Source organism: Chryseobacterium ginsenosidimutans, assembly GCF_039536845.1.
GTDB classification, from domain to species: Bacteria; Bacteroidota; Bacteroidia; order Flavobacteriales; family Weeksellaceae; genus Chryseobacterium; species Chryseobacterium ginsenosidimutans_B.
On the sequence record NZ_BAAAZJ010000011.1, the window covers coordinates 221,650 to 243,498 of the forward strand.

At 34.6% G+C, this 21,849-nt stretch carries 24 protein-coding genes; 21 read left to right on the forward strand and 3 right to left on the reverse strand.

The window, feature by feature from the left end; translation table 11 throughout:
* From ABD745_RS17300 to ABD745_RS17330, 7 genes are read left to right on the forward strand one after another with little or no spacing between them, the layout of a single operon-like run.
* Positions 1 to 528, forward strand: a complete 528-nt coding sequence (locus tag ABD745_RS17300; protein ID WP_344832996.1) for an SH3 domain-containing protein — start codon at positions 1 to 3, stop codon at positions 526 to 528.
* A gap of 16 nt (positions 529 to 544) precedes the next feature.
* Positions 545 to 1,171: a PH domain-containing protein gene (locus ABD745_RS17305; protein ID WP_344832999.1), complete on the forward strand. Its 627-nt coding sequence runs from the start codon at positions 545 to 547 to the stop codon at positions 1,169 to 1,171.
* A 4-nt stretch (positions 1,172 to 1,175) separates the two neighbouring features.
* On the forward strand, positions 1,176 to 1,391 hold the full coding sequence (locus tag ABD745_RS17310; protein WP_344833002.1) for a TM2 domain-containing protein: 216 nt from the start codon (positions 1,176 to 1,178) through the stop codon (positions 1,389 to 1,391).
* A gap of 11 nt (positions 1,392 to 1,402) precedes the next feature.
* The gene (locus ABD745_RS17315) at positions 1,403 to 1,804 is read left to right on the forward strand and encodes a DUF6804 family protein (RefSeq protein ID WP_344833005.1); all 402 of its coding nucleotides are present in this window, start codon (positions 1,403 to 1,405) and stop codon (positions 1,802 to 1,804) included.
* A gap of 9 nt (positions 1,805 to 1,813) precedes the next feature.
* A complete protein-coding gene (locus ABD745_RS17320) occupies positions 1,814 to 2,221 on the forward strand; it encodes a hypothetical protein (RefSeq protein ID WP_344833008.1) in 408 nt (135 codons plus the stop codon).
* A 6-nt stretch (positions 2,222 to 2,227) separates the two neighbouring features.
* A complete protein-coding gene (locus ABD745_RS17325) occupies positions 2,228 to 3,568 on the forward strand; it encodes a beta-carotene 15,15'-monooxygenase (protein WP_344833011.1) in 1,341 nt (446 codons plus the stop codon).
* A 10-nt stretch (positions 3,569 to 3,578) separates the two neighbouring features.
* Positions 3,579 to 4,469, forward strand: a complete 891-nt coding sequence (locus ABD745_RS17330; protein ID WP_344833014.1) for a hypothetical protein — start codon at positions 3,579 to 3,581, stop codon at positions 4,467 to 4,469.
* 53 nt (positions 4,470 to 4,522) lie between these two features.
* On the opposite strand, the gene ABD745_RS17335 is transcribed toward ABD745_RS17330, so the two are convergent.
* From ABD745_RS17335 to ABD745_RS17345, 3 genes are all read right to left on the reverse strand, one after another.
* The gene (locus tag ABD745_RS17335) at positions 4,523 to 4,972 is read right to left on the reverse strand and encodes a GNAT family N-acetyltransferase (RefSeq protein WP_344833017.1); all 450 of its coding nucleotides are present in this window, start codon (positions 4,970 to 4,972) and stop codon (positions 4,523 to 4,525) included.
* Positions 4,965 to 5,588, reverse strand: coding sequence for a ribosome biogenesis GTP-binding protein YihA/YsxC (yihA, locus tag ABD745_RS17340; RefSeq protein ID WP_344833020.1), 624 nt, complete (start codon positions 5,586 to 5,588; stop codon positions 4,965 to 4,967). Before yihA ends, ABD745_RS17335 begins: the two co-directional genes overlap by 8 nt.
* Before the next feature lie 67 nt (positions 5,589 to 5,655).
* Positions 5,656 to 6,417, reverse strand: a complete 762-nt coding sequence (locus ABD745_RS17345) for an alpha/beta fold hydrolase (protein WP_344833023.1) — start codon at positions 6,415 to 6,417, stop codon at positions 5,656 to 5,658.
* Positions 6,418 to 6,689: 272 nt separating this feature from the next.
* Between ABD745_RS17345 and mraZ the strand changes: the two genes are divergently transcribed.
* The 14 genes from mraZ to ftsA all read left to right on the forward strand — a co-directional run bounded on the left by mraZ (position 6,690) and on the right by ftsA (position 21,818).
* Positions 6,690 to 7,148 carry a division/cell wall cluster transcriptional repressor MraZ gene (gene mraZ, locus ABD745_RS17350; RefSeq protein WP_344833026.1) on the forward strand — a complete coding sequence of 153 codons (459 nt, stop codon included), beginning with the start codon at positions 6,690 to 6,692 and terminating at the stop codon, positions 7,146 to 7,148.
* A gap of 43 nt (positions 7,149 to 7,191) precedes the next feature.
* Positions 7,192 to 8,088: a 16S rRNA (cytosine(1402)-N(4))-methyltransferase RsmH gene (rsmH, locus tag ABD745_RS17355; RefSeq protein ID WP_344834045.1), complete on the forward strand. Its 897-nt coding sequence runs from the start codon at positions 7,192 to 7,194 to the stop codon at positions 8,086 to 8,088.
* Positions 8,089 to 8,124: 36 nt separating this feature from the next.
* On the forward strand, positions 8,125 to 8,493 hold the full coding sequence (locus ABD745_RS17360) for an FtsL-like putative cell division protein (protein WP_344833029.1): 369 nt from the start codon (positions 8,125 to 8,127) through the stop codon (positions 8,491 to 8,493).
* Positions 8,477 to 10,468 carry a penicillin-binding transpeptidase domain-containing protein gene (locus ABD745_RS17365; RefSeq protein ID WP_344833031.1) on the forward strand — a complete coding sequence of 664 codons (1,992 nt, stop codon included), beginning with the start codon at positions 8,477 to 8,479 and terminating at the stop codon, positions 10,466 to 10,468. The genes ABD745_RS17360 and ABD745_RS17365 overlap by 17 nt, the downstream gene beginning before the upstream one ends.
* Before the next feature lie 87 nt (positions 10,469 to 10,555).
* A complete protein-coding gene (locus ABD745_RS17370) occupies positions 10,556 to 12,016 on the forward strand; it encodes a UDP-N-acetylmuramoyl-L-alanyl-D-glutamate--2,6-diaminopimelate ligase (RefSeq protein WP_344834047.1) in 1,461 nt (486 codons plus the stop codon).
* A 91-nt stretch (positions 12,017 to 12,107) separates the two neighbouring features.
* Complete coding sequence (gene mraY, locus ABD745_RS17375) at positions 12,108 to 13,349, forward strand: phospho-N-acetylmuramoyl-pentapeptide-transferase (protein ID WP_047399020.1); 1,242 nt, start codon at positions 12,108 to 12,110, stop codon at positions 13,347 to 13,349.
* A gap of 63 nt (positions 13,350 to 13,412) precedes the next feature.
* Positions 13,413 to 14,744, forward strand: coding sequence for a UDP-N-acetylmuramoyl-L-alanine--D-glutamate ligase (gene murD / locus ABD745_RS17380; RefSeq protein WP_344833038.1), 1,332 nt, complete (start codon positions 13,413 to 13,415; stop codon positions 14,742 to 14,744).
* 71 nt (positions 14,745 to 14,815) lie between these two features.
* Entirely contained in the window at positions 14,816 to 16,054 is a 1,239-nt protein-coding gene (locus ABD745_RS17385; RefSeq protein ID WP_344833040.1) for an FtsW/RodA/SpoVE family cell cycle protein, read from the forward strand.
* A gap of 13 nt (positions 16,055 to 16,067) precedes the next feature.
* The gene (locus ABD745_RS17390) at positions 16,068 to 16,310 is read left to right on the forward strand and encodes a hypothetical protein (RefSeq protein ID WP_344833042.1); all 243 of its coding nucleotides are present in this window, start codon (positions 16,068 to 16,070) and stop codon (positions 16,308 to 16,310) included.
* Between the two features lie 10 nt (positions 16,311 to 16,320).
* On the forward strand, positions 16,321 to 17,427 hold the full coding sequence (gene murG / locus ABD745_RS17395; protein ID WP_344833044.1) for an undecaprenyldiphospho-muramoylpentapeptide beta-N-acetylglucosaminyltransferase: 1,107 nt from the start codon (positions 16,321 to 16,323) through the stop codon (positions 17,425 to 17,427).
* Position 17,428: 1 nt separating this feature from the next.
* Positions 17,429 to 17,905, forward strand: coding sequence for a hypothetical protein (locus tag ABD745_RS17400; RefSeq protein ID WP_344833046.1), 477 nt, complete (start codon positions 17,429 to 17,431; stop codon positions 17,903 to 17,905).
* A gap of 9 nt (positions 17,906 to 17,914) precedes the next feature.
* Positions 17,915 to 19,273 (forward strand): UDP-N-acetylmuramate--L-alanine ligase, encoded by a 1,359-nt coding sequence (gene murC / locus ABD745_RS17405; protein WP_344833048.1) that lies wholly within the window; start codon positions 17,915 to 17,917, stop codon positions 19,271 to 19,273.
* A 70-nt stretch (positions 19,274 to 19,343) separates the two neighbouring features.
* Positions 19,344 to 20,327: a cell division protein FtsQ/DivIB gene (locus ABD745_RS17410; RefSeq protein ID WP_344833049.1), complete on the forward strand. Its 984-nt coding sequence runs from the start codon at positions 19,344 to 19,346 to the stop codon at positions 20,325 to 20,327.
* Positions 20,328 to 20,426: 99 nt separating this feature from the next.
* Positions 20,427 to 21,818 carry a cell division protein FtsA gene (gene ftsA, locus ABD745_RS17415; protein WP_344833051.1) on the forward strand — a complete coding sequence of 464 codons (1,392 nt, stop codon included), beginning with the start codon at positions 20,427 to 20,429 and terminating at the stop codon, positions 21,816 to 21,818.
* Positions 21,819 to 21,849 lie beyond the last annotated feature (31 nt).

A 21,849-nucleotide genomic window follows, 5' to 3' on the forward strand; every position in this document is an offset into this window, starting at 1 on the left:
ATGAAAAAACTAATACCATTCATCATAATTACCTTTACTTTATTTCTTTTAAATTCTTGTGTAAAAGCCAACGACAACATCGGACACGACGGAAGATGCACAGGTTCCGCCTATTGCTCTGCGTGTAAAAATTGCTCAGGATGCGGACATTGCAACAGTGGCGGAACTTGTGGAGTTTGCAGCGGAGGATCTTCAGGAAGAAGTTCTTCTTCGGAAAGCTCTTCAAAAAGAAGTAAATCTAAAAAGCACAAAGCTTCAGAATCCCACAAATCTTCAAAGATAAAATCCAACAAACCTCCAAAAGTTTTTATTGATGAGGTGAATGTGAACGTCAATTCCAACAACAGATATATTGCCGGAATTGCAACGACAAATATTTACGAAAAGCCTTCTGTTAAATCTAAAGTAATAGCTAAGGTTTCCAAAAATGAAAAGCTGATTCGGCTTTCAAAAAAAGATTCTTGGTACAAAGTGAAAGTAAAATCAACCAACAAAACAGGATACGTTTTTTATAAAGATGTAAAATAACTAAAAACAAAATAACATGAACTTAAAGAAATTTTTAAATGAAGAACAAGATCCAAAAGCCGTAGAAAAGCTTTTGGGGAGAATCAACAGCCTTCTCACTTCCCAGGAGTCTGTAGAATATATTGCGGTTCAGAAAAAGCCTGTTCTCAATTTATCCCCGGATTGCATTGCACTTACCAACAGAAGAATTATTTTCTGCAGACCTAAAAATTTCGGATTTTCTATGGATTTTCAGGATTATAGCTGGGTAGATGTTGCAGACTGTCATATTAAGGAAGGAATCGTCGGCTCAACTTTCATGATGAAAACCACAAGAAATTTCACCAATATAATGGATTATCTTCCAAAAAACCAAGCCAGGAAACTTTATCAATATGCCCAGGAAATTGAAGAACAAATGAGAAGCGTTAGAAGAGAGAAGGATTTGGAAACAAGAAGAGCTTCAGCTGGTGGTGTTACAGTAAATAATGCAACTCCTATTATTACACATCCTCAACAATTTCAGCAACACCAAAAACCTTTACTAATAGAAAATGAAGATCCTTTTGCCCTTTTGCAAAAACTAAAAGGCTTAATGGAAAACGGGATTATTTCTCCGGAAGAATTTGAAGAAAAAAAGAACCAAATTTTATCAAGAGTTTAAAATTATGAGATCAAAATTTACTACCGCGTTACTTGCTTTTTTCCTCGGAGGACTAGGCATTCACAGATTTTATTTAGGTCAAAATAAATTGGGATTATTATACCTTTTGTTTTGTTGGACATTCATTCCTGCATTGATCTCTCTGATTGATTTCTTCATTTTCATTTTTATGTCTGAAGATAATTTCAATTACAAATACAATCTCAAAACAGGATTTTAAAAACTTAAAAAATGAAACCATTTCTCACTTTCTGTGCGCTGTGTTGTTTCATCGGTATTTTCAGGCTTCCCATAGAATATTATACTTTTCTCAGAATTCTTGTTTCCATAGGAGCTCTATTAGTTTTATACAATACGCTAAGCTTTAAACAACATTATTTCAGTATAATTTTTCTTGTTATTTTAATTCTTTTCAACCCCGTTTTCCCGATTTATCTGTATCGGAAAAGTGTTTGGATTCCGATTGATACCATAACAGGAATTTTATTTCTATTGATCAATTTTATAGAAAAATTAGAGCAGAAAAAGGAAGAAGAAATTACCGAAGAAACTTCTGAACATTCGACACCAATACATCAAAGAACCGTTTCAAGAGACAGAATCATCAATCCTAAAAAACCAAAAAAAGACTAAAAAAACGACATGGAAAACAATCAAATTACTGAAAATCTTAAAGCTCACTTTTTAAGACTTTACCAAATGGCAATTTGCGATGATGATTTCAGTGCCTTAGAGCTGAAAATGCTTTATAAATGTGCCGAAGAAAGAGGTATTTCGTCGAAAAATTTAGATGAAATTCTTTTAAATCCGATTAATCTGAAATCTCTTGTTCCGCAGACTATCGAAGAAAAAGTAGATTATCTGTATGATCTTACCGTAATGATATGGGCAGACGGAATTGTTTCCCCAAACGAATATTCTGCAATGGAAAAATACGTTCTGATGTTCGGTTTTTTGGAAGAAAACGTCACCGCAATCGTTGATTATCTGATTGAAGCCGTGAAAATCGGAAAGAATAAAAGTGAAATTTTATATGAATTAAAAAACTAATACACCATGGATACTACCAGTATAAAAAATTTATTTAAATTAAAATCAATTCCGATTGAAACTCCGAAAGAAGAACCTATCAAACCAGAAATTGATCCCACCGAAGAATCTCCCGAAGAAAGCAGAAAAAGAACCTATCATGAATCGGGATACAGAGACAGTTCCAGAACAAGCGGAAACCACTCTACTCTATCAATTTGTCTTGATGCCGTTTACTCAAAATTTCAAAATGAAGAAAAAGAAATGGTTGAAAAACAGCAAAAACTCAAAGAATCTTATGTTAACGAACAAAAAAATCGGGATACAGAGATAAAAGCATTAACCGTTTCACAGGAAACCAAAGAAGAACTTCTAAAAACAAAAAATAAGGAGATTGAAAATCATCAAAATACGATTGAAACCTTAAAATCTGAAATCTTAGATTTACCCAGAAATCCAGAGAAATATAATGTAAAAGCAACAAGAGGAGCTTCGGCAAAATTCTTGATTGGCGTAATTCTTTTGGTACCGATAACTTTATATTTAGCTACGTTTTACATTTCAACTTCTTATTCTGCTTTTTTTAAAACTTTTGATGCAAAAAGCACCATAATACAAAGTGTTTTAGATGCAAATGCTTGGGAAAAAGCTTGGAATGATGGCTTTATTGAAGTTGCATTTGTTACTTTAATCCCGTTTGTATTTCTTGGGTTGGGCTTTTTGATTCACATGTTTGGAGAAAATAAAACCAAAGCCAATTATGTTAAATTAGGTTTATTATTTATTGTAACCTTTGTCTTCGATTCCATTTTAGCGTATGAAATTGAATCAAAATTATATGAATTAAATAAAACTTTTGATTCCCCTCCATTTGATCTTAAAATAGCTTTTACCAAGATTCAGTTTTGGGGAATTATTTTTGCCGGATTCATTGTTTACATTATTTGGGGTGTTGTTTTCGATTTTGTAATGAAAGAACACAGAGAAAAAGATAAGATCAAAAGTGAGCAGGAAATCAGACAGAAAGCCGTGCTTTCACTTACAGAAAAGATCAATATTCTGAAAAATGAAATCGAGGAAATTCTTGCCAACATCGGCAACACAAAAGAATTAATAATCAAAACACGAGGAAGAATTGAAGAATTACAAAATATCATCGATGGCGTCATTATTCCAACTAAAGATTACAAACTGTATGCTTCGGAATACGTTCAGGGTTGGATAACTTTTATTGGTGAGAAAATAGCCGTCTCAAAAACAGAAAAACAAACGATGATTGATGATTGTATTTCATCCTACACCACAAGTCTGGAAACTGTAGGAGCGAACTCCGACAATCAAAACTTAGTTTATTTATCATCTTTATAAATCACAGATTATGAAAAAAATATTTTATGTATTAATGATAATTTCTTTGGTTTCGTGTTGTAAAAAACCTCCGATAACGGAAGTAGAAAACGGTAAATATTCAATTGTAGCTGATCCAAACAATATCAATGTCAGCATTTTAATTGACTTATCAGACAGGATCGATCCTCAAACCAATCCAAATCCCACAATGCAGTATTTCCAAAGAGATACCGAATATATCAAAGCCATTGAAAAAGGATTTTTAGATCATATTAAATCAAAAAAGATTATTACTTACGACGATCAGATGCAGGTTTTCTTTAATCCTGAACCTCTGGATCCGAAAATGAATGAATTTACAAAAGAACTTAAAGTAGCTTTCAATAAAAATACAAGTAAAGATTATTTTACTGCTGTTGAAAAAAAATATTCCGAACTGCCTTTAAATATTTATCAATCAGCCATTCATGATGGAAATTATGTAGGTTCTGATATTTGGGAGTTTTTTAAAAATAAGGTCAATGATTATTGTATAAAAAGTGATAAAAGAAATATTTTGTTCATATTGACAGACGGATATATGTATCATGAAAACACAAAATTTGCAGAAGAAAATAAAACATCTTATCTGACAACCAAGTTGATAAAAGCCAACAATCTTACCACTTCTGATTTTAAAAATACGATTGAGAAAAACAAATTCGGTTTTGTGAAAGCCAGCGATAATCTTAGTAATCTTGAAGTAATCGTTTTAGGAGTCAACCCGGAAAAAGGAAATCCGTTTGAAGAAGCAGTTATCAAAGAATACTGGGAAAAATGGTTCAAAGAAATGAAAATCAAAAATTATCATATAAAATCGGCTGATCTTCCATCTAATCTTGAACCGATCATTTTAAAAGCAATTTCAAATAAAAACTAAAAACACTCTATATTTAATTATCAAAAAAAGCGAAGATTACTATCCTCGCTTTTTTATTTTCTCAACATTTCCGTATGCGGAATATCGTCTTCCATGTATTTTTTTCCTGTATCTGCAAATCCAAAATCGGAATAAAATTTCAATAAATAATCCTGCGCAGAAATCCTGATCTCAGAAGTATGAAAACGGTTTTCAATAATTTCAACAGCATATTTTATCAACTGTCTTCCAAGGTTTTTTCCTCTTGCCTTTTCCGTCGTTAAAACCCTTCCGATCGATGTTTCTTCATATTTTATTCCTTTATCAAAAATCCTGCAATTGGCTAAAACTTCGCCATCTTCTTCCGCCCAAATATGAATGGCTTTCTGGTCATAATTATCCAGATCAGGATAAGGGCAGTTCTGCTCGATCACAAAAACATCGATTCTCGCTTTTAAAACCGCATACAATTCGGGAACCGTAAACTCATCAAAAGTTTTGATTTTCCAGATAACATTACTCATCGAAACTTACATGATTATTTGTTAAAAATTCGTTGGTCTTTTGGATGAAATTCAGAATTTCGTCGCCTCCTGTTTTCTTTTCTGCCGAGGTCACATAGATTTCCGGTAGGTCTTCCCATGTTTTGTGAAGTTCAGCTTTATAATTTTCTACATTTTTAATGGCGATATTCGGTTTCAGCTTGTCAACTTTTGTAAAAACAATTGAAAACGGCACTCCACTTTCTCCACACCACTGTATAAATTCCAAATCAATTTGCTGCGGAGTATGTCTGGAATCCACTAATACAAAAAGATTAACTAAATTCTTTCTGTTTAAAATATAATTTGTGATCAGCTTTTCAAAATCTTTTCTGATCGATTTGGAAACCTTCGCATATCCGTAACCCGGTAAATCCGTCAGATACCAACTGTCATTAACTAAAAAATGATTAATAAGCTGTGTCTTTCCTGGAGTTCCGGAAGTTTTAGCCAAATCTTTATGATTCATCATTGCATTAATCAACGATGATTTTCCAACATTAGATCTTCCGATAAAAGCATATTCCGCCATATTAGGTTCCGGACAATCCTGCCATTTTCCACTGCTTTTTACAAATGTTGCTGTTTTAATAACCATTTTTTAGAATCTTTTTTAGAAAAATAAACCATTAAGAAAAGCTCTTAATGGTCATTTATATTTATTTTTAAACTTTATCTTTTATCCAGCTGTAGAGAATTTCATTGAATTCATCTGGTTTTTCCATCATCGCTGCATGACCGCATTTGTCGATCCAGAAAAGCTCTGAATTCGGGATAAATTTGTGCATGTCTTCCGCAACTTCAGGAGGTGTTACATTATCCTGCTTTCCCCAAATAAGACAAGTTGGTGTCAAAATTTTAGGAAGGTCGTTCAGCATATTGTGTTTAATTGCGCTTCTTGCCAACATCACGGTTTTGATTCCTTTCATCCTGTCGTTCACAACACCAAAAACTTCATCTACCAAATCTTCGGTTGCAACAGACGGATCATAAAAAACCTCTTCCGTTTTCTTTCTTATATAAGAACGGTCATTCTTTCTCGGAAAACTATCCCCGAAAGTTCTTTCGTATAAACCTGAACTTCCTGTAAGGACAAGATTTTTAACCAAATCCGGTCTTGCCAGCGTTAAAATCAATCCGATATGACCTCCCATTGAGTTTCCAACAATAGTTACTGGTTCGGAAATGTTACTTTCTATAAACTTGACAATATATTTTGCAATTGTGGTAAGATTCGTATTGAGTACCGGCAAATCGTAGATCGGCAACTGAGGAACATATACTTTGAAACCTCTGTCTGAAAAAAAATCCACCATCTTATCGAAATTACTCAAACCACCCATTAAACCGTGCAACAGCACCAATGGATGTCCTTCTCCCGCCTCAACAAAAGTATATTTCTTTTCTTTTTTTGTACTAAATATCATAAAATGCCTTAATAAAGCCTTGCAAAAATACAAATTAAACCTCAAAAATATTTTGATTACCCTAATTTAAAATAAAAATAATATAATAACCCGTTTTTTAACTTTTTTTTTGAAAATCTCTTTATTATAGCGTAAATAATACCTTTTTCAAACACCAAAATATCAAATACTTACATGGCAAAATCTCAATCTTTAATAAAACTTATTAACATTAAGTCAAAAAGTGGGAAAAAGTGGGCAATTTTGGAAATTATTATATAAATTTGCTCCAAATGAAAAGTTTCATTGGAACATATGAGTGTAAAATTGACGACAAAGGCCGTTTAAAAGTTCCTTCATCTCTTATCAAACAGATGGAAGACTTCGAAGACAAGGCATTTGTAGTCAAAAGATCTGTGTTCCAACCTTGTCTGGAAGTTTACCCTATGAATGCGTGGGATAAAGTGATGGGCAAGATTAATAAACTGAACAGATTCATTAAAAAGAATGCTGATTTCATTAGAATGTTTACGGCAGGTGTAAAAACTGTAGAATTGGACAATGCAGGAAGATTACAGATTTCGAAAGATCTGACGCATTTCGCAACCCTTCAGAAGGATATTGTGATCACAAGTGCAGGAGAATTATTTGAAATCTGGGACAAAGAAGCTTATGAGAAAGTAATTTCTACCAATGAAGTTGATTTTGCAAGCCTTGCCGAAGATGTAATGGGAGCTTTCGATGAAGAATAACCACGCTGATTATAAAAAAGGCGTAAAAAAACACAACTTAGACATGTATCATAACCCCGTTTTACTGAAGCAGAGTGTTGATGATTTGGTGACGAATCCAGACGGAATATATGTAGACTGTACTTTTGGTGGCGGAGGTCATTCAAGAGAGATATTGAACAGACTTTCGGATAAAGGAAAACTGTTCAGTTTTGATCAGGACTTAGATGCTCTTAAAAATACGATTGATGACTCAAGATTTACATTAATCAATCAGAATTTCAGATTTCTGGAAAACTCTTTATTAATGTACGGAGTTCCAAAGGTTGACGGAGTTTTGGCAGATTTGGGAGTTTCTTCTCATCAGTTTGACGAAGCAGACAGAGGTTTTTCTACCAGAAGCAATGCTCCTCTGGATATGAGAATGAATGTAATGCAGGGTCTTGATGCCAAAAGAGTCATCAATGATTATGAAGAAGAGCAGCTTGCAGATATTTTTTATTATTACGGTGAACTGAGAGAAGCAAGAAAATTAGCAAGAGATATTGTTCATCACAGAAAAGTTAAAGCCATCAATACGACAGAAGATCTGAAGAAATTATTCAGTTATCTTCCTCCGCATAAGGTTAATAAGTTTTACGCCCAATTATTTCAGGCGATAAGAATTGAAGTAAACCAGGAACTGGAAGTTTTAAAAGAAATGCTTGTTCAGGCATACAATATTTTAAAGCCGGAAGGAAGATTAGTTGTCATCTCTTATCATTCTCTGGAAGACAGATTGGTAAAAAGATTTTTGAAGAACGGAATGTTTGAGGGAGAACCCCAAAGAGACATTTACGGAAATTATCAAAAGGCATTTGAATTGGTAAAGAGCAAAGCGATCATCCCGGATAACAAGGAAATCGAAGAAAACTCAAGAGCCAGAAGTGCAAAAATGAGAACAGGAATTAAGGTAGGATAACTACAAATTAAATAAATAATAAATCAGACAAAGTCTGTGGCAAAAAGAGCAACAACAAATCGTCCTCAGAAGAGATTAACTTTTATAGATATTATAAAAGGAAATTTCCTGAACCGTGATGAGATAAAAGTACATTACAAGTATTTTTTACTGTTGTTTATATTAATGATGGCAATGATTTACAGTAATCATCTCGTCAACAAGAAAATTAAAATTGTCAACGCTTTAAAAGAAGAAACAGAAGAATACAAATCAAGAAATGCTTACGCCCAAAGTAAGCTGATCAAAGTAAAAATGGAATCAGAATTGGGGAAAGAAGTTGCAAAGGACTCTTTAATGACTTTGGAAAATCATCCTCATAAATTGCTAATAAAACTGGACAGTACAGATGCAAAAGCCAAGTGAATATGATAACAAACGTAAGAATACGTTAAGATGGGGCTACCTCTTCGCAGTGGTGGCTTTGTGCGTGTTTGTAATGTTCCTGGCGAGAATTGTAATTCTTCAAAACACCAATGTTCAGGAGATTAAAGATGATTACATTAATAAAAATTACCGTACAGCCACTTTAAAGGCAGCCCGTGGAAATTTATTCGCTTCAGACGGGTCAATTTTAGCAACAACGGTGATGCGTTATGACATTTTTCTTGATTTTAAAACAATGAAAGACTCCGTCTACACCAACAATATCGGTGCTTTGACAGATTCTTTAAGCAAAATGTTCGGAAAACCAAGAGCCGAGTTCAGAAAAAAATTCGACGAACAAAGAAGGAAAAAAAACCAATACTATACTTTGGCGAGAGGATTAGATTTTGATCAATACGACAGAATCAGACAATTCCCGATCTTCAAAAGAGGCAAAAATAAAGGAGGTTTCATTGTTGACAGAAACTACAAAAGAGAATTGGCAACTTCAGAAATCGGGGCAGGAACTATCGGAATGGACGATGGCGAACATAAAGCAGGATTGGAAGGAGCTTTTTCAAAATATTTAAAAGGAACTGACGGAAAGAGATTAGAGCAAAGAATTAATTCATCCCAATGGAAACCAATCGACTTCTGGAAAGTTCAGGAACCAATTGATGGTGAAGATGTTTATACAACTTTAGACCTTAGGATTCAGGATATTGCACATTCTGCACTTCAGAAACAGCTCATCAATTTCGAAGCAAAACACGGAACCGTAGTTGTTATGGAAGTTGCAACCGGAAAAGTTCGCGCTCTGGTTAATTTAAGAAGAGATGATGACGGAAATTATGTCGATTCTTACAATTACGCTTTAAAAGACAATATCGAACCCGGTTCTACTTTCAAAACCATTTCTTTGTTAGCGGCAATGGACGATGGTTTCATCGATGAAAATACAACGGTAGACGTAGGAAATGGAGTTTGGGTATATGCAAAACAGAGAATTTCAGACGGTCACGGTGGCGGAACATACGATATCAGTGATGTTTTGGCAAAATCGAGTAACGTAGGTTCAGCGAAATTAATTACAAAATATTACGCCGAGAAACCACAAATTTTCCTTGATCATTTAAGACGCTGGAAATTATTCGACAAAATGAATATTGAGCTTCCGGGAATTACAAAACCAAGAATTGTAACTCCGGAAAGCAAAAGATGGAATGCCGCAACATTAGCGTCAATTGCATACGGATATTCATCGAACATCAATTTATTACAGTTAGCAACTTTCTATAACGGAGTTGCTAATGGTGGCAAAATGCTAAAACCTCTATTCATTGATAAAATCATGAAAGACGGAAAGGTAATGTATAGTGCCAAACCGGAAGTAATGGTTGATAAAATGGCTTCTGAAAAAGCAATTAAAATGATGACCAGTGCTTTAACAAAAGCCGTTGAAAAAGGAACAGGGAAAAGTATTTTCACACCAAATTTAAAGATGGCAGGGAAAACGGGAACCGCAAGATTTGAATATTGGTTGCCTGGTCCGATGAAATATCGTGCATCTTTTGCAGGTTTCTATCCAGCTGATAATCCGAAATATACCTGTTACGTGATGATCAGTGAGCCGAATACCGCAAAAGGGTTTTACGGAGGGACAGTTTCAGCACCGGTATTTAAAGAAATTGCAGGAAAAACATTCCTGAAAACGCCACAAAATATTGAAAAAGAAATGCTTGTAGACAAAAAGGTAAACCTAAATAAAATGGTTGAGCCTAATGTGAAAGTAGCAGTTAATAATAAACAAATGCCAAGCGTAGTCGGATTAATCGGTAAAAACGTAATCCCGCAATTGGAAAATTTAGGATATAGAGTCGATTTCAAAGGAGTTGGAAGAATTACAGAACAATTCCCGCTAGAAGGCACGACGATCAGTAAAAATCAGAGAATTTATTTGTCTCTGCAGAATTAAAATAAAGAATCCTGAAGGGACGATTTAAAATAGAATAGGATGAAGTCCTATTAAATGAAAATATTTGAAAACAAAAGCATCAAAGAAATGCAATTAATTGAATTATTAAAAAGAATTCCAGTATTAGAAATTCACGGTGACGATACCCGTGAGGTTTCCGAATTGGTTTTCGACAGCAGAAAGATTACGGAAAACTCTTTGTACATCGCAATGAGAGGAACGGTTGTAGACGGACATTCATTTATTGCATCTTCACTTGAAAAAGGAGCAAAAGCAATTGTTTGCGAAGAATTTCCTGAAAACTTAGACGAAAATATTACTTATGTTAAAGTAAAAGATTCTTCTAAAACTTTGGGACAATTAGCTTCTAATTTCTACGGAAATCCTTCTGAAAAATTAAAATTAATTGGTGTTACAGGAACAAACGGAAAAACGTCTGTTTCTACTCTTCTTTTTGATGTTTTTAAAAATTTAGGTTACGAATCAGCATTACTTTCTACCGTTGAGATCAGAATTGGAGATAAAATAATTCCGGCAACGCACACGACTCCGGATGTTATTACAATCAATAAAATTTTAGCTCAGGCGGTTGAAGAAGGCTGTGATTTCGCTTTCATGGAAGTAAGTTCTCACGGAATTTCTCAAAACAGAATTGAAGGACTTCATTTTAAAATTGCAGGTTTTACCAATCTTACCCATGATCATTTAGATTATCATAAAACGTTTGACGAATATTTAAAAACAAAAAAAAGATTTTTTGATCAATTAGAAGACACAGCCATCGCCATCACAAATGTTGATGACAAAAACGGAAATGTCATGCTTCAAAATACAAAGGCAACGAAAAAGTCTTATGCCTTAAAGACAATGGCAGACTTTCACGGAAAATTACTGGAAGTTGATTTCAACGGAATGTTGTTGAATTTCAATGGAAAAGAATTCTGGACAACCTTGACAGGAAAATTCAATGTCTATAATTTATTATTGGTTTTCGGAATAGCTTCTGAACTTGGTTTTGAACAAGACGAAATTTTACAGGCAATCAGCAAGTTAAAAAGAGTTTCCGGAAGATTTGAAACTTTCAAATCAGATGGTGGGATTTTCTTCATCGTAGATTATGCACACACTCCGGATGCCCTGGAAAACATTCTGGACAGCATTAATGATATCAGAACAAAAAACGAAAGACTGATTACTGTTTTCGGCTGCGGAGGCGACAGAGACCATTCAAAAAGACCTGAAATGGGAAATATTGCCACGAAAAAATCAACATTGGCGATCATCACTTCAGATAATCCGAGAACAGAAGACCCAACAGCAATTATAAAAGAAATTGAAGCAGGCGTTGAACCTCAATATTTCAGCAAATACACTTCAATTCCGGACAGAAGAGAAGCCATAAAAATGGCGATAAAGTTTGCAGAACCAAAAGATATTGTTCTCGTAGCCGGAAAAGGTCACGAAAACTATCAGGAGATTAATGGTGTAAAACATCATTTTGATGACAAAGAAGTAATTACTGAGCTTTGGAAGTTAATGAGTAAATAAAATTTAAATTAAAAGATTTAGAAATTCAGAGATTAAGACAACGTGAATTTCTAAATATCCTAATCTCTTAATCTTTAAATTAAATAGAAACATGTTATACTATCTATACGAATATCTTACCAACCACGGAATCCACGTTCCCGGATTAGGATTGTTAAAATACATTTCTTTCCGTGCAGGAATGGCGGTTTTGCTGTCTTTAACTATAGCTCTTGTTTATGGAAAAAGAATCATTAATTATCTGAGAGCAAAACAGATGGGAGAATTGGTGCGTGATCTTGGACTGGATGGTCAGAAACAAAAAGAAGGAACACCTACAATGGGTGGACTTATCATCATTCTGGCTACACTTATCCCTGTTTTGCTGTTTACAAGAATCACGAATGTCTATATCGTGCTGCTAATTGTATCAGTTATTTGGATGGGTACCATTGGTTTCGTAGATGATTATTTAAAAAAGGTTAAGAAAAATAAAGACGGTTTAAGTGGGAAATTCAAAATTGTAGGACAAGTTGGTTTAGGGCTAATTGTCGGAGTTACAATGTATTTTCACCCGGATATTACGGTTAAAAGAAAGTATGCAGATGCAAAAGTTGTCAACAGAAACAATGTAGAGCAGAATTTTATGCCTACAGAAAAAATCGCCGTTTCCACCGTTCCTTTTGCTAAAAATAATGAGTTCGACTACAGCGGAATGTTATTCTGGATGAATGATAAAGATGCTCACGAATGGGCATGGATTGTTTTCATCCCGATTGTTATTTTCATTGTAACGGCTGTTTCAAACGGAGCCAATATTACCGACGGAATTGATGGTCTCGCCGCCGGAACAAGTACAGTGATACTGCTTGCTTTAGCATTCTTCACCTATGTTTCCGGGAATATCATTTTCGCCGATTATCTCAATATTATGTTCCTCCCGAATATGGGGGAAACCACCATTTTTGTGGTTGCCATGGTAGGGGCAGTAATCGGATTTTTCTGGTACAACACCTATCCTGCCCAGGTTTTTATGGGCGATACCGGAAGTTTGATGTTGGGTGGTGTAATTGCTGTTTTAGCGATTATTTTAAGAAAAGAATTAATGATTCCTGTATTGTGCGGAATCTTCTTAATTGAAAATATATCTGTCATGCTTCAGGTAGTAGTTTTCAAATACAGAAAAAGAAAATTCGGGCTGGAATATGCCCAAAACAATAGATTATTTAGGATGTCACCTTTGCATCACCATTATCAGAAAGGAGGATTTCACGAAAGTAAGATCGTTAACAGAATGATAATCATAGGTGTTATGTTGGCAATTGTATGTCTTATTACATTAAAAATGAGATAAGAATAATTTAAAAATTGAAGAATTTATACAGATTAAAATTCTTCAATCATTAAATCAAAAAATATGAAAATAGTTGTTTTAGGAGGAGGAGAAAGCGGTTGTGGAGCTGCATATTTGGCAAAAAAACAGGGTATGGAAGTTTTTCTTTCAGACAAAGGAGCCATTAAGGATAACTATAAGCAGTTTCTTACCGAAAATGAAATTGAATTTGAAGAAGGCAGCCATGATGAAGAAAGAATTTTAAGTGCTGACTGGATCGTAAAAAGTCCGGGAATCCCGAAAAAAGCAGGAATCATTCAACATATTCATGAGAAAGGAATCAGACTTTCCTCTGAAATTGAATTTGCTTCGGAGTTTACCAATGCCAAAATCATTGCCATTACAGGAAGCAACGGAAAAACAACTACAACATCTTTGATCTATTACATTCTGAAAAATGACGGATTGAATGTAGGTTTAGGCGGAAACATCGGTTATAGTTTTGCAAAACAGGTTGCCGATGAAAATCATGAATATTATGTTTTGGAGGTAAGTTCTTTCCAATTAGATGATATTCAGAATTTTAGGCCATATATTTCTTTATTGTTGAATTTGTCTCAGGACCATTTGGATCAGTACAATTACAACTATGAAGAATATGCATTAGCAAAATTCAGAATCACTGAAAATCAGGAGAATGATAATTTTTTCATCTACAATAAAGATGATGAAATGAGTAAAAATCTCCTTGAAAAATTAGAGATAAAAGCGAAAATGATTCCTTTTTCAACAAAAGAAAAGTTGTCTGAAGGAGGTTTTATCGACGAAGATAAAATTGTAGTAAAACTGCAGGATGAATTCTCAATGAAAGTTGAAGAATTGTCATTGATTGGAAATCATAACGTTGCGAACAGCTTAGCCGCTTCAATTGCAGGTAAAATATTGGAAATCAACAATGAAAGCATCAGAAATTCATTAATGACTTTTCAGGCAGTTGAACACAGATTAGAATTTGTAACCGAAATCGAAGGTGTAAAATACATCAACGACAGTAAGGCAACCAATGTCAATGCAACGTATTACGCCTTAGAAAGCATGAAAACCCCGACTGTTTGGATTGTTGGAGGTTTAGATAAAGGAAATGACTATACTGAAATTGAGGATTTAGTTAAAAGAAAAGTAAAAGCAATTGTTTGCTTAGGAATTGATAATGAAAAGATCATAAACTTCTTTAAAGATAAAAAAGAGTTTATTTATGACACTTCAAGCATGGAAAAAGCAGTAGAGATCTCAAAATCTTTGGCTAAAAAAGGAGATACGGTTTTACTTTCTCCTTGTTGTGCAAGTTTTGATTTATTTAAAAGCTATGAAGACAGAGGCCGTCAGTTTAAAGAGCAAGTGTTAAAGAATAATTAAGAATTAAAAATGAATAATTAAAAGTGAAGGTAATATTCTTCATTGTTAGTTTTTCATTATTCATTAAAGCTATGAACGAACAAGACACAGAAAACAGATTTGAATTCCTAAAGGGCGATAAAGTACTTTGGATGGTCATTCTTGTGATCTCCATTTTCTCGATTTTCCCTGTATATTCTGCAAGTTCGAATCTGGAATATATTGTAAATAACGGGACTACAACGGGTCACGTTATTAAGCATATGTTCTTTGTGGTTTTAGGTTTGGGAATCATGCGGGTTGTCGGAATGGTAAAATATGAGTATATCGGAAAACTAAGCAGTATAATGCTCGGTTTAATGGTTATTCTTTTGATTGTCACCATGTTTACAGGACAAACCATTGATGGAGCGAGCGCTTCCCGATGGTTAAAAATTCCGGGAACGCCGATTTCATTTCAGCCTTCTTCATTTGCTTTTTTAATGTTGATTATTTATCTGTGCAGATATTTAACCAAGAAAATCACCCGAGAAAGGCTTCCGATTGAGAACATTATGTACATCTTCGGACCTATTTTATTAGTTTTTGTATTGGTTGCAAAAGATAACGGGTCTACGGCGTTAATGATTTTAATGGTTTCTGTCATTGTATTAGTTATCGGTCAGTTACATTGGAAATACATTGCAGGATTCATTTCCTCATCATTTATTGCTATTGTTCTGTTTTTAGTAATTGCTTTAAATACTAATTTAATTGGCGGAAACCGTGTTCATACCTGGATGAGCCGTATTGAAACATTTACATCAAGTAAAGCAAAAACAGCTGATGTTGACGATGAAAGTGTAAAGGCAAAAAATTATCAGGTAATGATGGCAAAAGCTGCTATTGTGCATGGTGGAGTTACAGGAATGGGACCTGGAAAAAGTGCCTTGAAACAAATGCTTCCACAGTCTGCATCCGACTTTATTTTCGCAGTAATAGTTGAAGAATACGGAGTAATCGGCGCTGCTTTTTTGGTAAGTTTATATTTAATCATGATTATCCGTATTGTAATGATAGCCAGCAAGATGCCTGCTTTTTTCGGGTCTTTGCTTGTTCTCAGTCTCGGCGTGATGATTTTCATACAACTCTCTGTAAATATTGCCGTTGCTGTGAATTTAATCCCTGTTACAGGGCAACCGCTGCCGTTGATAAGTTATGGAGGAACCTCAATGTTGGTAACATATTTGCAGTTGGGAATTATTTTAAATATCAGCTCCAGAATACAGATTTACGATGAAGAAGGAATGGGCAAAAAACAAAGCGTTGCAGAAATAAACGACATCGCTTAAAAACAGAATAAAAATGGAAATAAGATTAATAAGATTTATTGATAACAAAAACACAGAAGATTTATCGGTTTATGATACCGATGAACAAATCATCAGTTTTTTGAAATCTTATAATTTAGAATTTACCGAAATTATTGAACTTAATGATTCTATTTATAATGTTGGAGAAATCTCGATAAAACTAATTGAAGATAAAATTGAGATCTGGGTATCTGTTGATTTTATTGACTTAATTGAGAATCTACCCACAGCATAATATTGATAAAATGAGCAAAAAACTAAAAATATTATTATCAGGAGGCGGTACAGGAGGTCACATCTTTCCTGCCATCGCTATTGCAGACGAAATCAGAAAAAGATTTCCTGATGCAGAGTTTTTGTTCATCGGAGCCAACGGAAAAATGGAAATGGAAAAAGTTCCGCAGGCTGGTTATAAAATTGAAGGAATTGATATCGCCGGAATAGATAGAGGAAATATATTGTCAAATTTGGGTTTGCCTTTCAAAATTTTGAAAAGTTTATCTAAATCTAAAAGAGTTATTAGAGCTTTTTCTCCTGATTTTGCAGTGGGAACAGGTGGTTTTGCAAGCGGACCGGCTTTGTATGAAGCAAGCAAATTGGGAATTCCTATTTTTATCCAGGAACAGAATGCACATGCAGGAGTAACGAATAAAATTTTAAGTAAAAAAGCACAAGCCGTATTTACAGCCTATCCGAAAGTGGAAGGCTTTCCGGCAGACAAAATAAAATTTCTGGGCAATCCGATTCGTGAAAATATCATTTCAGGGATGCAGGAAACGGCTCAGGCAAAAGAAAAAATGGGATTGAATAAAGATAAACTGACGATTCTTTCCGTTGGTGGTTCTTTAGGCTCCAGAACATTGAATAATGGATGGAAATCTCATTTAAATGAGTTGATTAATAAAGATTATCAGCTGATCTGGCAAACAGGAAAGTTAGATTACAAAGATATTATCGAAGAAACAAAAGACATCGACAGCAGAAATATCCAGGTTCTTGAATTTATAAAAGATATGGAAACCGCTTATTCTGCGGCAGATGTGATTGTTTCAAGAGCAGGCGCGATTGCCATTTCAGAGTTGGCTGTGGCACAGAAGCCTGTTTTATTGATTCCTTTTCCTTTTGCAGCGGAAGATCATCAAACCAAAAATGCGATGAATCTGGTTGAAAAAAATGCAGCCAGAATAGTAAAAGACTCTGAAATGCAGAAAAAATTCTGGAATACATTATCAGAAATCTGCGAAAATGAAAGCCTGAGAAAAGAGATGTCTGAAAATCTGAAATATTTTGCCAAGCCAAACGCCGCAAAAGAGATTGTAGACGAAATTATAGAAAAACTAAACCTTGAATAATATGAAAACAAAATTAATCACCGCATTTTTGATTTGTTTTTTTGCAAATCTATTCATCGCACAGACAGTAGTAAAACCTGCAGATATTAAAATGCCATCTGTCGCTGCTTTTTTAAAGAGCAAAGGATATGATATTGCCGAGCAGACCGATACGTTTGTAAAGCTTACAAACAGTCATAAATCTCTTCTTTATATGGATTTGGATACAGATAAAAGATATATTCTTTTCAATGTAAATATTTCTATAATAACGGGTACAAGTAAGGCTAAAATTGATAGTTTAATTAATGAAATCAATAATTTAGCCATGATAAGAGTCAGTTATCTGGAAAGTCAGAATTCATTGGCGTTCAGGTATTATTTTTGGGTTACAGGAGGCTACACGAATGAGACACTGGAAGATGCGGTTGCCGAATTCTTTTTGTACCAAGGTGATGCCTATGGCTTAGATAAAGATAAAATTATCAGTTATAATTAATATAAAGACATGAAATCACTAGAAACATATCAAACTTTTTACTTCGTCGGGATCGGAGGTATCGGAATGAGCGCTTTGGCTCGTTACTTCCATGCTTCGGGTAAAAAGGTTTTGGGTTATGATAAAACCAATACTAAACTTACTCAGCAATTGCTGAATGAAGGAATTGATATCGTTTTTGATGATGTAACTGATGAAAAAATCACCTCTCTTCAGAAAGAAAACACATTGGTAATTTATACTCCGGCAATTAAAAAACTGGGGATTTTAGATTATTTTAATGATAATCAGTTTGAGGTGTTGAAACGTGCAAAAGTTTTAGGTTTAATTACAGAAAACACAGATTGTATTGCGGTTGCAGGAACTCACGGGAAGACTACAACTTCTACCTTGGTTGCTCATTTGTGTAAAGAAGCAGATTTGCCTTTCTCATGTTTTTTAGGAGGTATTTCTGAGAATTTTAAGTCAAATTTCCTGTATAACGGTTCACAATATTCTGTGGTTGAGGCAGATGAATATGACAGAAGTTTCCTGAATCTTTCTCCGGATTGGGCGGTGATAACTTCCACAGATGCAGATCATTTGGACATTTATGGTGATAAAAATACAATTGAGGAAGGGTTTAAGCAGTTTGCGGCTTTAGTTCCGGACGATAAACAGCTTTTTGTAAGAAAAGGAATTGAAATCGGAAGACCTCATCTCACGTATGCCGTAAATGAAGCCGCTGATTACTATTCAGATAACCTTCGAATGGAGAATGACAAAATTTATTTTGATTTTCATACTCCGGCAGAAACAGTGAAAGATTTCATCTGGGATATTCCCGGAATCCACAATGTTGAAAATGCGACGGTTGCGTTGGCTATTTTAAACAATTTAGGCGTGGATTTCGAAACTTTGAAAAAAGCAATTGCCAATTTTAAAGGAATTAAAAGAAGATATACCAAACACAGATATCAAAACGGAAAGATTTATATAGACGATTACGCCCATCATCCGACAGAAATTAATGCGGTAATGAGTTCAATAAGAACTTTTTACCCTGAAAAGAAACTATTGGTGGCTTTCCAACCGCATTTGTTCAGCAGAACGAGAGATTTTGCAGAGGGTTTTGCAGAAAGTCTGAGCAAAGCTGATGAATTGATTTTGCTTGATATTTACCCTGCAAGAGAACTTCAGGAAAATTTTGAAGGAATTACTTCAAACTGGTTACTGGAAAAATTGAATTTAGATAAAAAAGAAGTATCAAATTTAAGCGATGCTTTCGATAAAATAAAAGAAAAAGATTTTGATATCCTTCTTACAGTAGGCGCAGGAAATATAGATACCCTGTACGACCCTATTTGTGAATGGATGGAAAATAATTAAGAATTAATAAAATTTTAAAACAGTTTTAAATGTCTGAAATCTGACGTCTGAAATCTGTCATCTTAAAATAATGAAAAATAAATACAGAATATTAAAAATTGCCATTACAGTGATCATTCTTGGTTTCCTGCTGAGTTTCTCTTTAAAGAAATTCAGCGGTCAGAAGATTACGGACAATAAAATTTCTGTAAAAATGAATGAAAAAACCCCAGTTTACTTCATTGATGAAAAAGATATCAGAGAAATTGTAAAAAAAGAAAATCCGTCTGGAAAAGTCGGAGATCTGAATATTCCGGCTTTAGAAAAAAAGATTAATAATCTTCCGGCGGTTGACAGCGCAAATGTTTATTTAAATTTAAATGGGAAACTCAATTTAGACATCAAACAGAGAGTTCCTGTTTTCAGATTAAATAAAGACGGAAAAGATTTTTATGTCGACGAAAAAGGAACTGAGTTTCCGATTTCAAAAACATATTCGCATCCCTGCATGCTTGTGACAGGAAATGTGAAAAAAGATGAATATGAAAAACTGGCAGAACTGGTCGGGAAAATCGACAAAGATGATTTCAGCAAAAAATATTTCATCGGAATCTCAAAAGATAAGAATGGTGACTATAATCTTCTTACAAGTGAAGGAAATTACAAAGTAGAAATAGGAGATCTGGATAATATTGACTTAAAAGTGAAGGGCTTTAAAACTTTTGTAGAAAAATATCTCGTATATCAGGATCCCGAAAAATACAATATGGTTTCTGTAAAGTATCAGAATCAGATCGTAACCACCCTAAATCCTCACTTTAAAGAAAATGACAGCATTTTAAAGGTCGGAAATAAAGAATTGGCAAAAGTTCCGGTAATTTCTCTAAAAAAAGCTGATAACAAACCAAAATTAGCCGAGGTAAAAAAAGAAACTAAAAAACCAGGCTCCACTTCATCAAAACCGAAGACAAGCACAAAACCAAAAGCTGCAACAAAGCCAAAGGAAACAAAAAAGACAGAGAAAAAAAATACGGCGACAAAACCGAAGACAAAAGCTAAAGTCAAGATAGAATAAAGAAAGAGTCCTGAAAGGACGATTTAAAACAGGATAGGATGTAATCCTATCGACCCAAATAAAAACAAGACAATTAAAAAAATCAAATCGATATAAAAAATGGAAAATCAAGAGTATTCAGTAGGTCTGGACATCGGGACAACTAAGATTGTCGCGATTGTCGGAAGGAGGAATGCACACGGGAAAATAGAAGTTCTCGGTGTTGGTAAGGCCAAAAGTCTTGGGGTTCACAAAGGTATTGTGAATAATATTTCGCAAACTATTAATTCAATCAAAGCTGCTGTGTCAGAAGCACAGTCCAGCGCAGGAGTTCCTATCCGTAAAGTAACGGTTGGGATCGCAGGGAAACATATCCGTTCTTTGCAGCACTCCGATTATATTATGCGTGAACATCCGGATAAATTCATCACAGACGATGACATTGAAGCATTAAAAGATCAGGTAAAAAAACTGGTCATGCTTCCTGGAGAAGAAATCATCCATGTACTTCCTCAAGAATATAAAGTGGATTCCGAAGGTGAAATTCAGGAGCCTGTCGGGATGCACGGAAAACGTTTAGAGGCAAACTTCCATGTTGTAGTAGGACAAATGGGCAGCATCCGAAACATTGCAAGATGTGTTCGTGAAGCCGGTTTAGAAATGGAAGCTCTTACCTTAGAACCATTAGCATCTTCAGAAGCCGTTCTTACAAAAGAAGAAAAAGAAGCAGGTGTTGCCATTGTAGACATCGGTGGCGGAACTACAGACATTGCTATTTTTAAAGATAATATCATTCGTCATACTTGTGTTATTCCTTACGGAGGCGGAATTATTACGGAAGATATAAAAGAGGGCTGTTCAATTATTGAAAAGCACGCCGAGCAATTAAAGGTTAAGTTCGGTTCTGCAGTTCCCGAATTGGAAAAAGACAGCACATATGTTACTATTCCGGGGCTTCACGGGAGACCTGATAAAGAAATTTCATTAAAAACTTTAGCACAGATCATCAATGCTCGAGTTGAGGAAATTCTTGAAATGGTTAATACCGAATTAAAGGCTTATGGCGCGTTCGAACAGAAGAAAAAACTGATCGCAGGAATTGTGTTGACAGGTGGTGGTTCAAACTTGAAGCATCTTCGTCAGCTGGCTAATTATACCACAGGTTTTGACAGCAGAATAGGTTTTGCAAATGAATACATTGCGAACGATAAAAATCAGTATCTTAAAGGACCCGAATTTGCAACTTCTATTGGATTATTAATGGAAAGTTTAAAAATCAGGGATAAAAAAATTAATATTACTGAGGAAGAAGAAGTTGTTGAGGAACAAGCTCAGTCAAAAGCAGATACTGTGGCAGTTCCTTCTGAAACAATACAGCAGACAGTTCAGCAGGCAGAAACAATTCAGCAGCAGGAAACTGTAAGCGAACAGCAGGAAAAAAGAGCGGCAAAACTGACTTTCGGTCAGTCGCTGATGGAAAAAGTAAAAAAATTCTTTGAAGAAGTAGAGTAAAATATAAATGATGAATGATAATCGATAAATG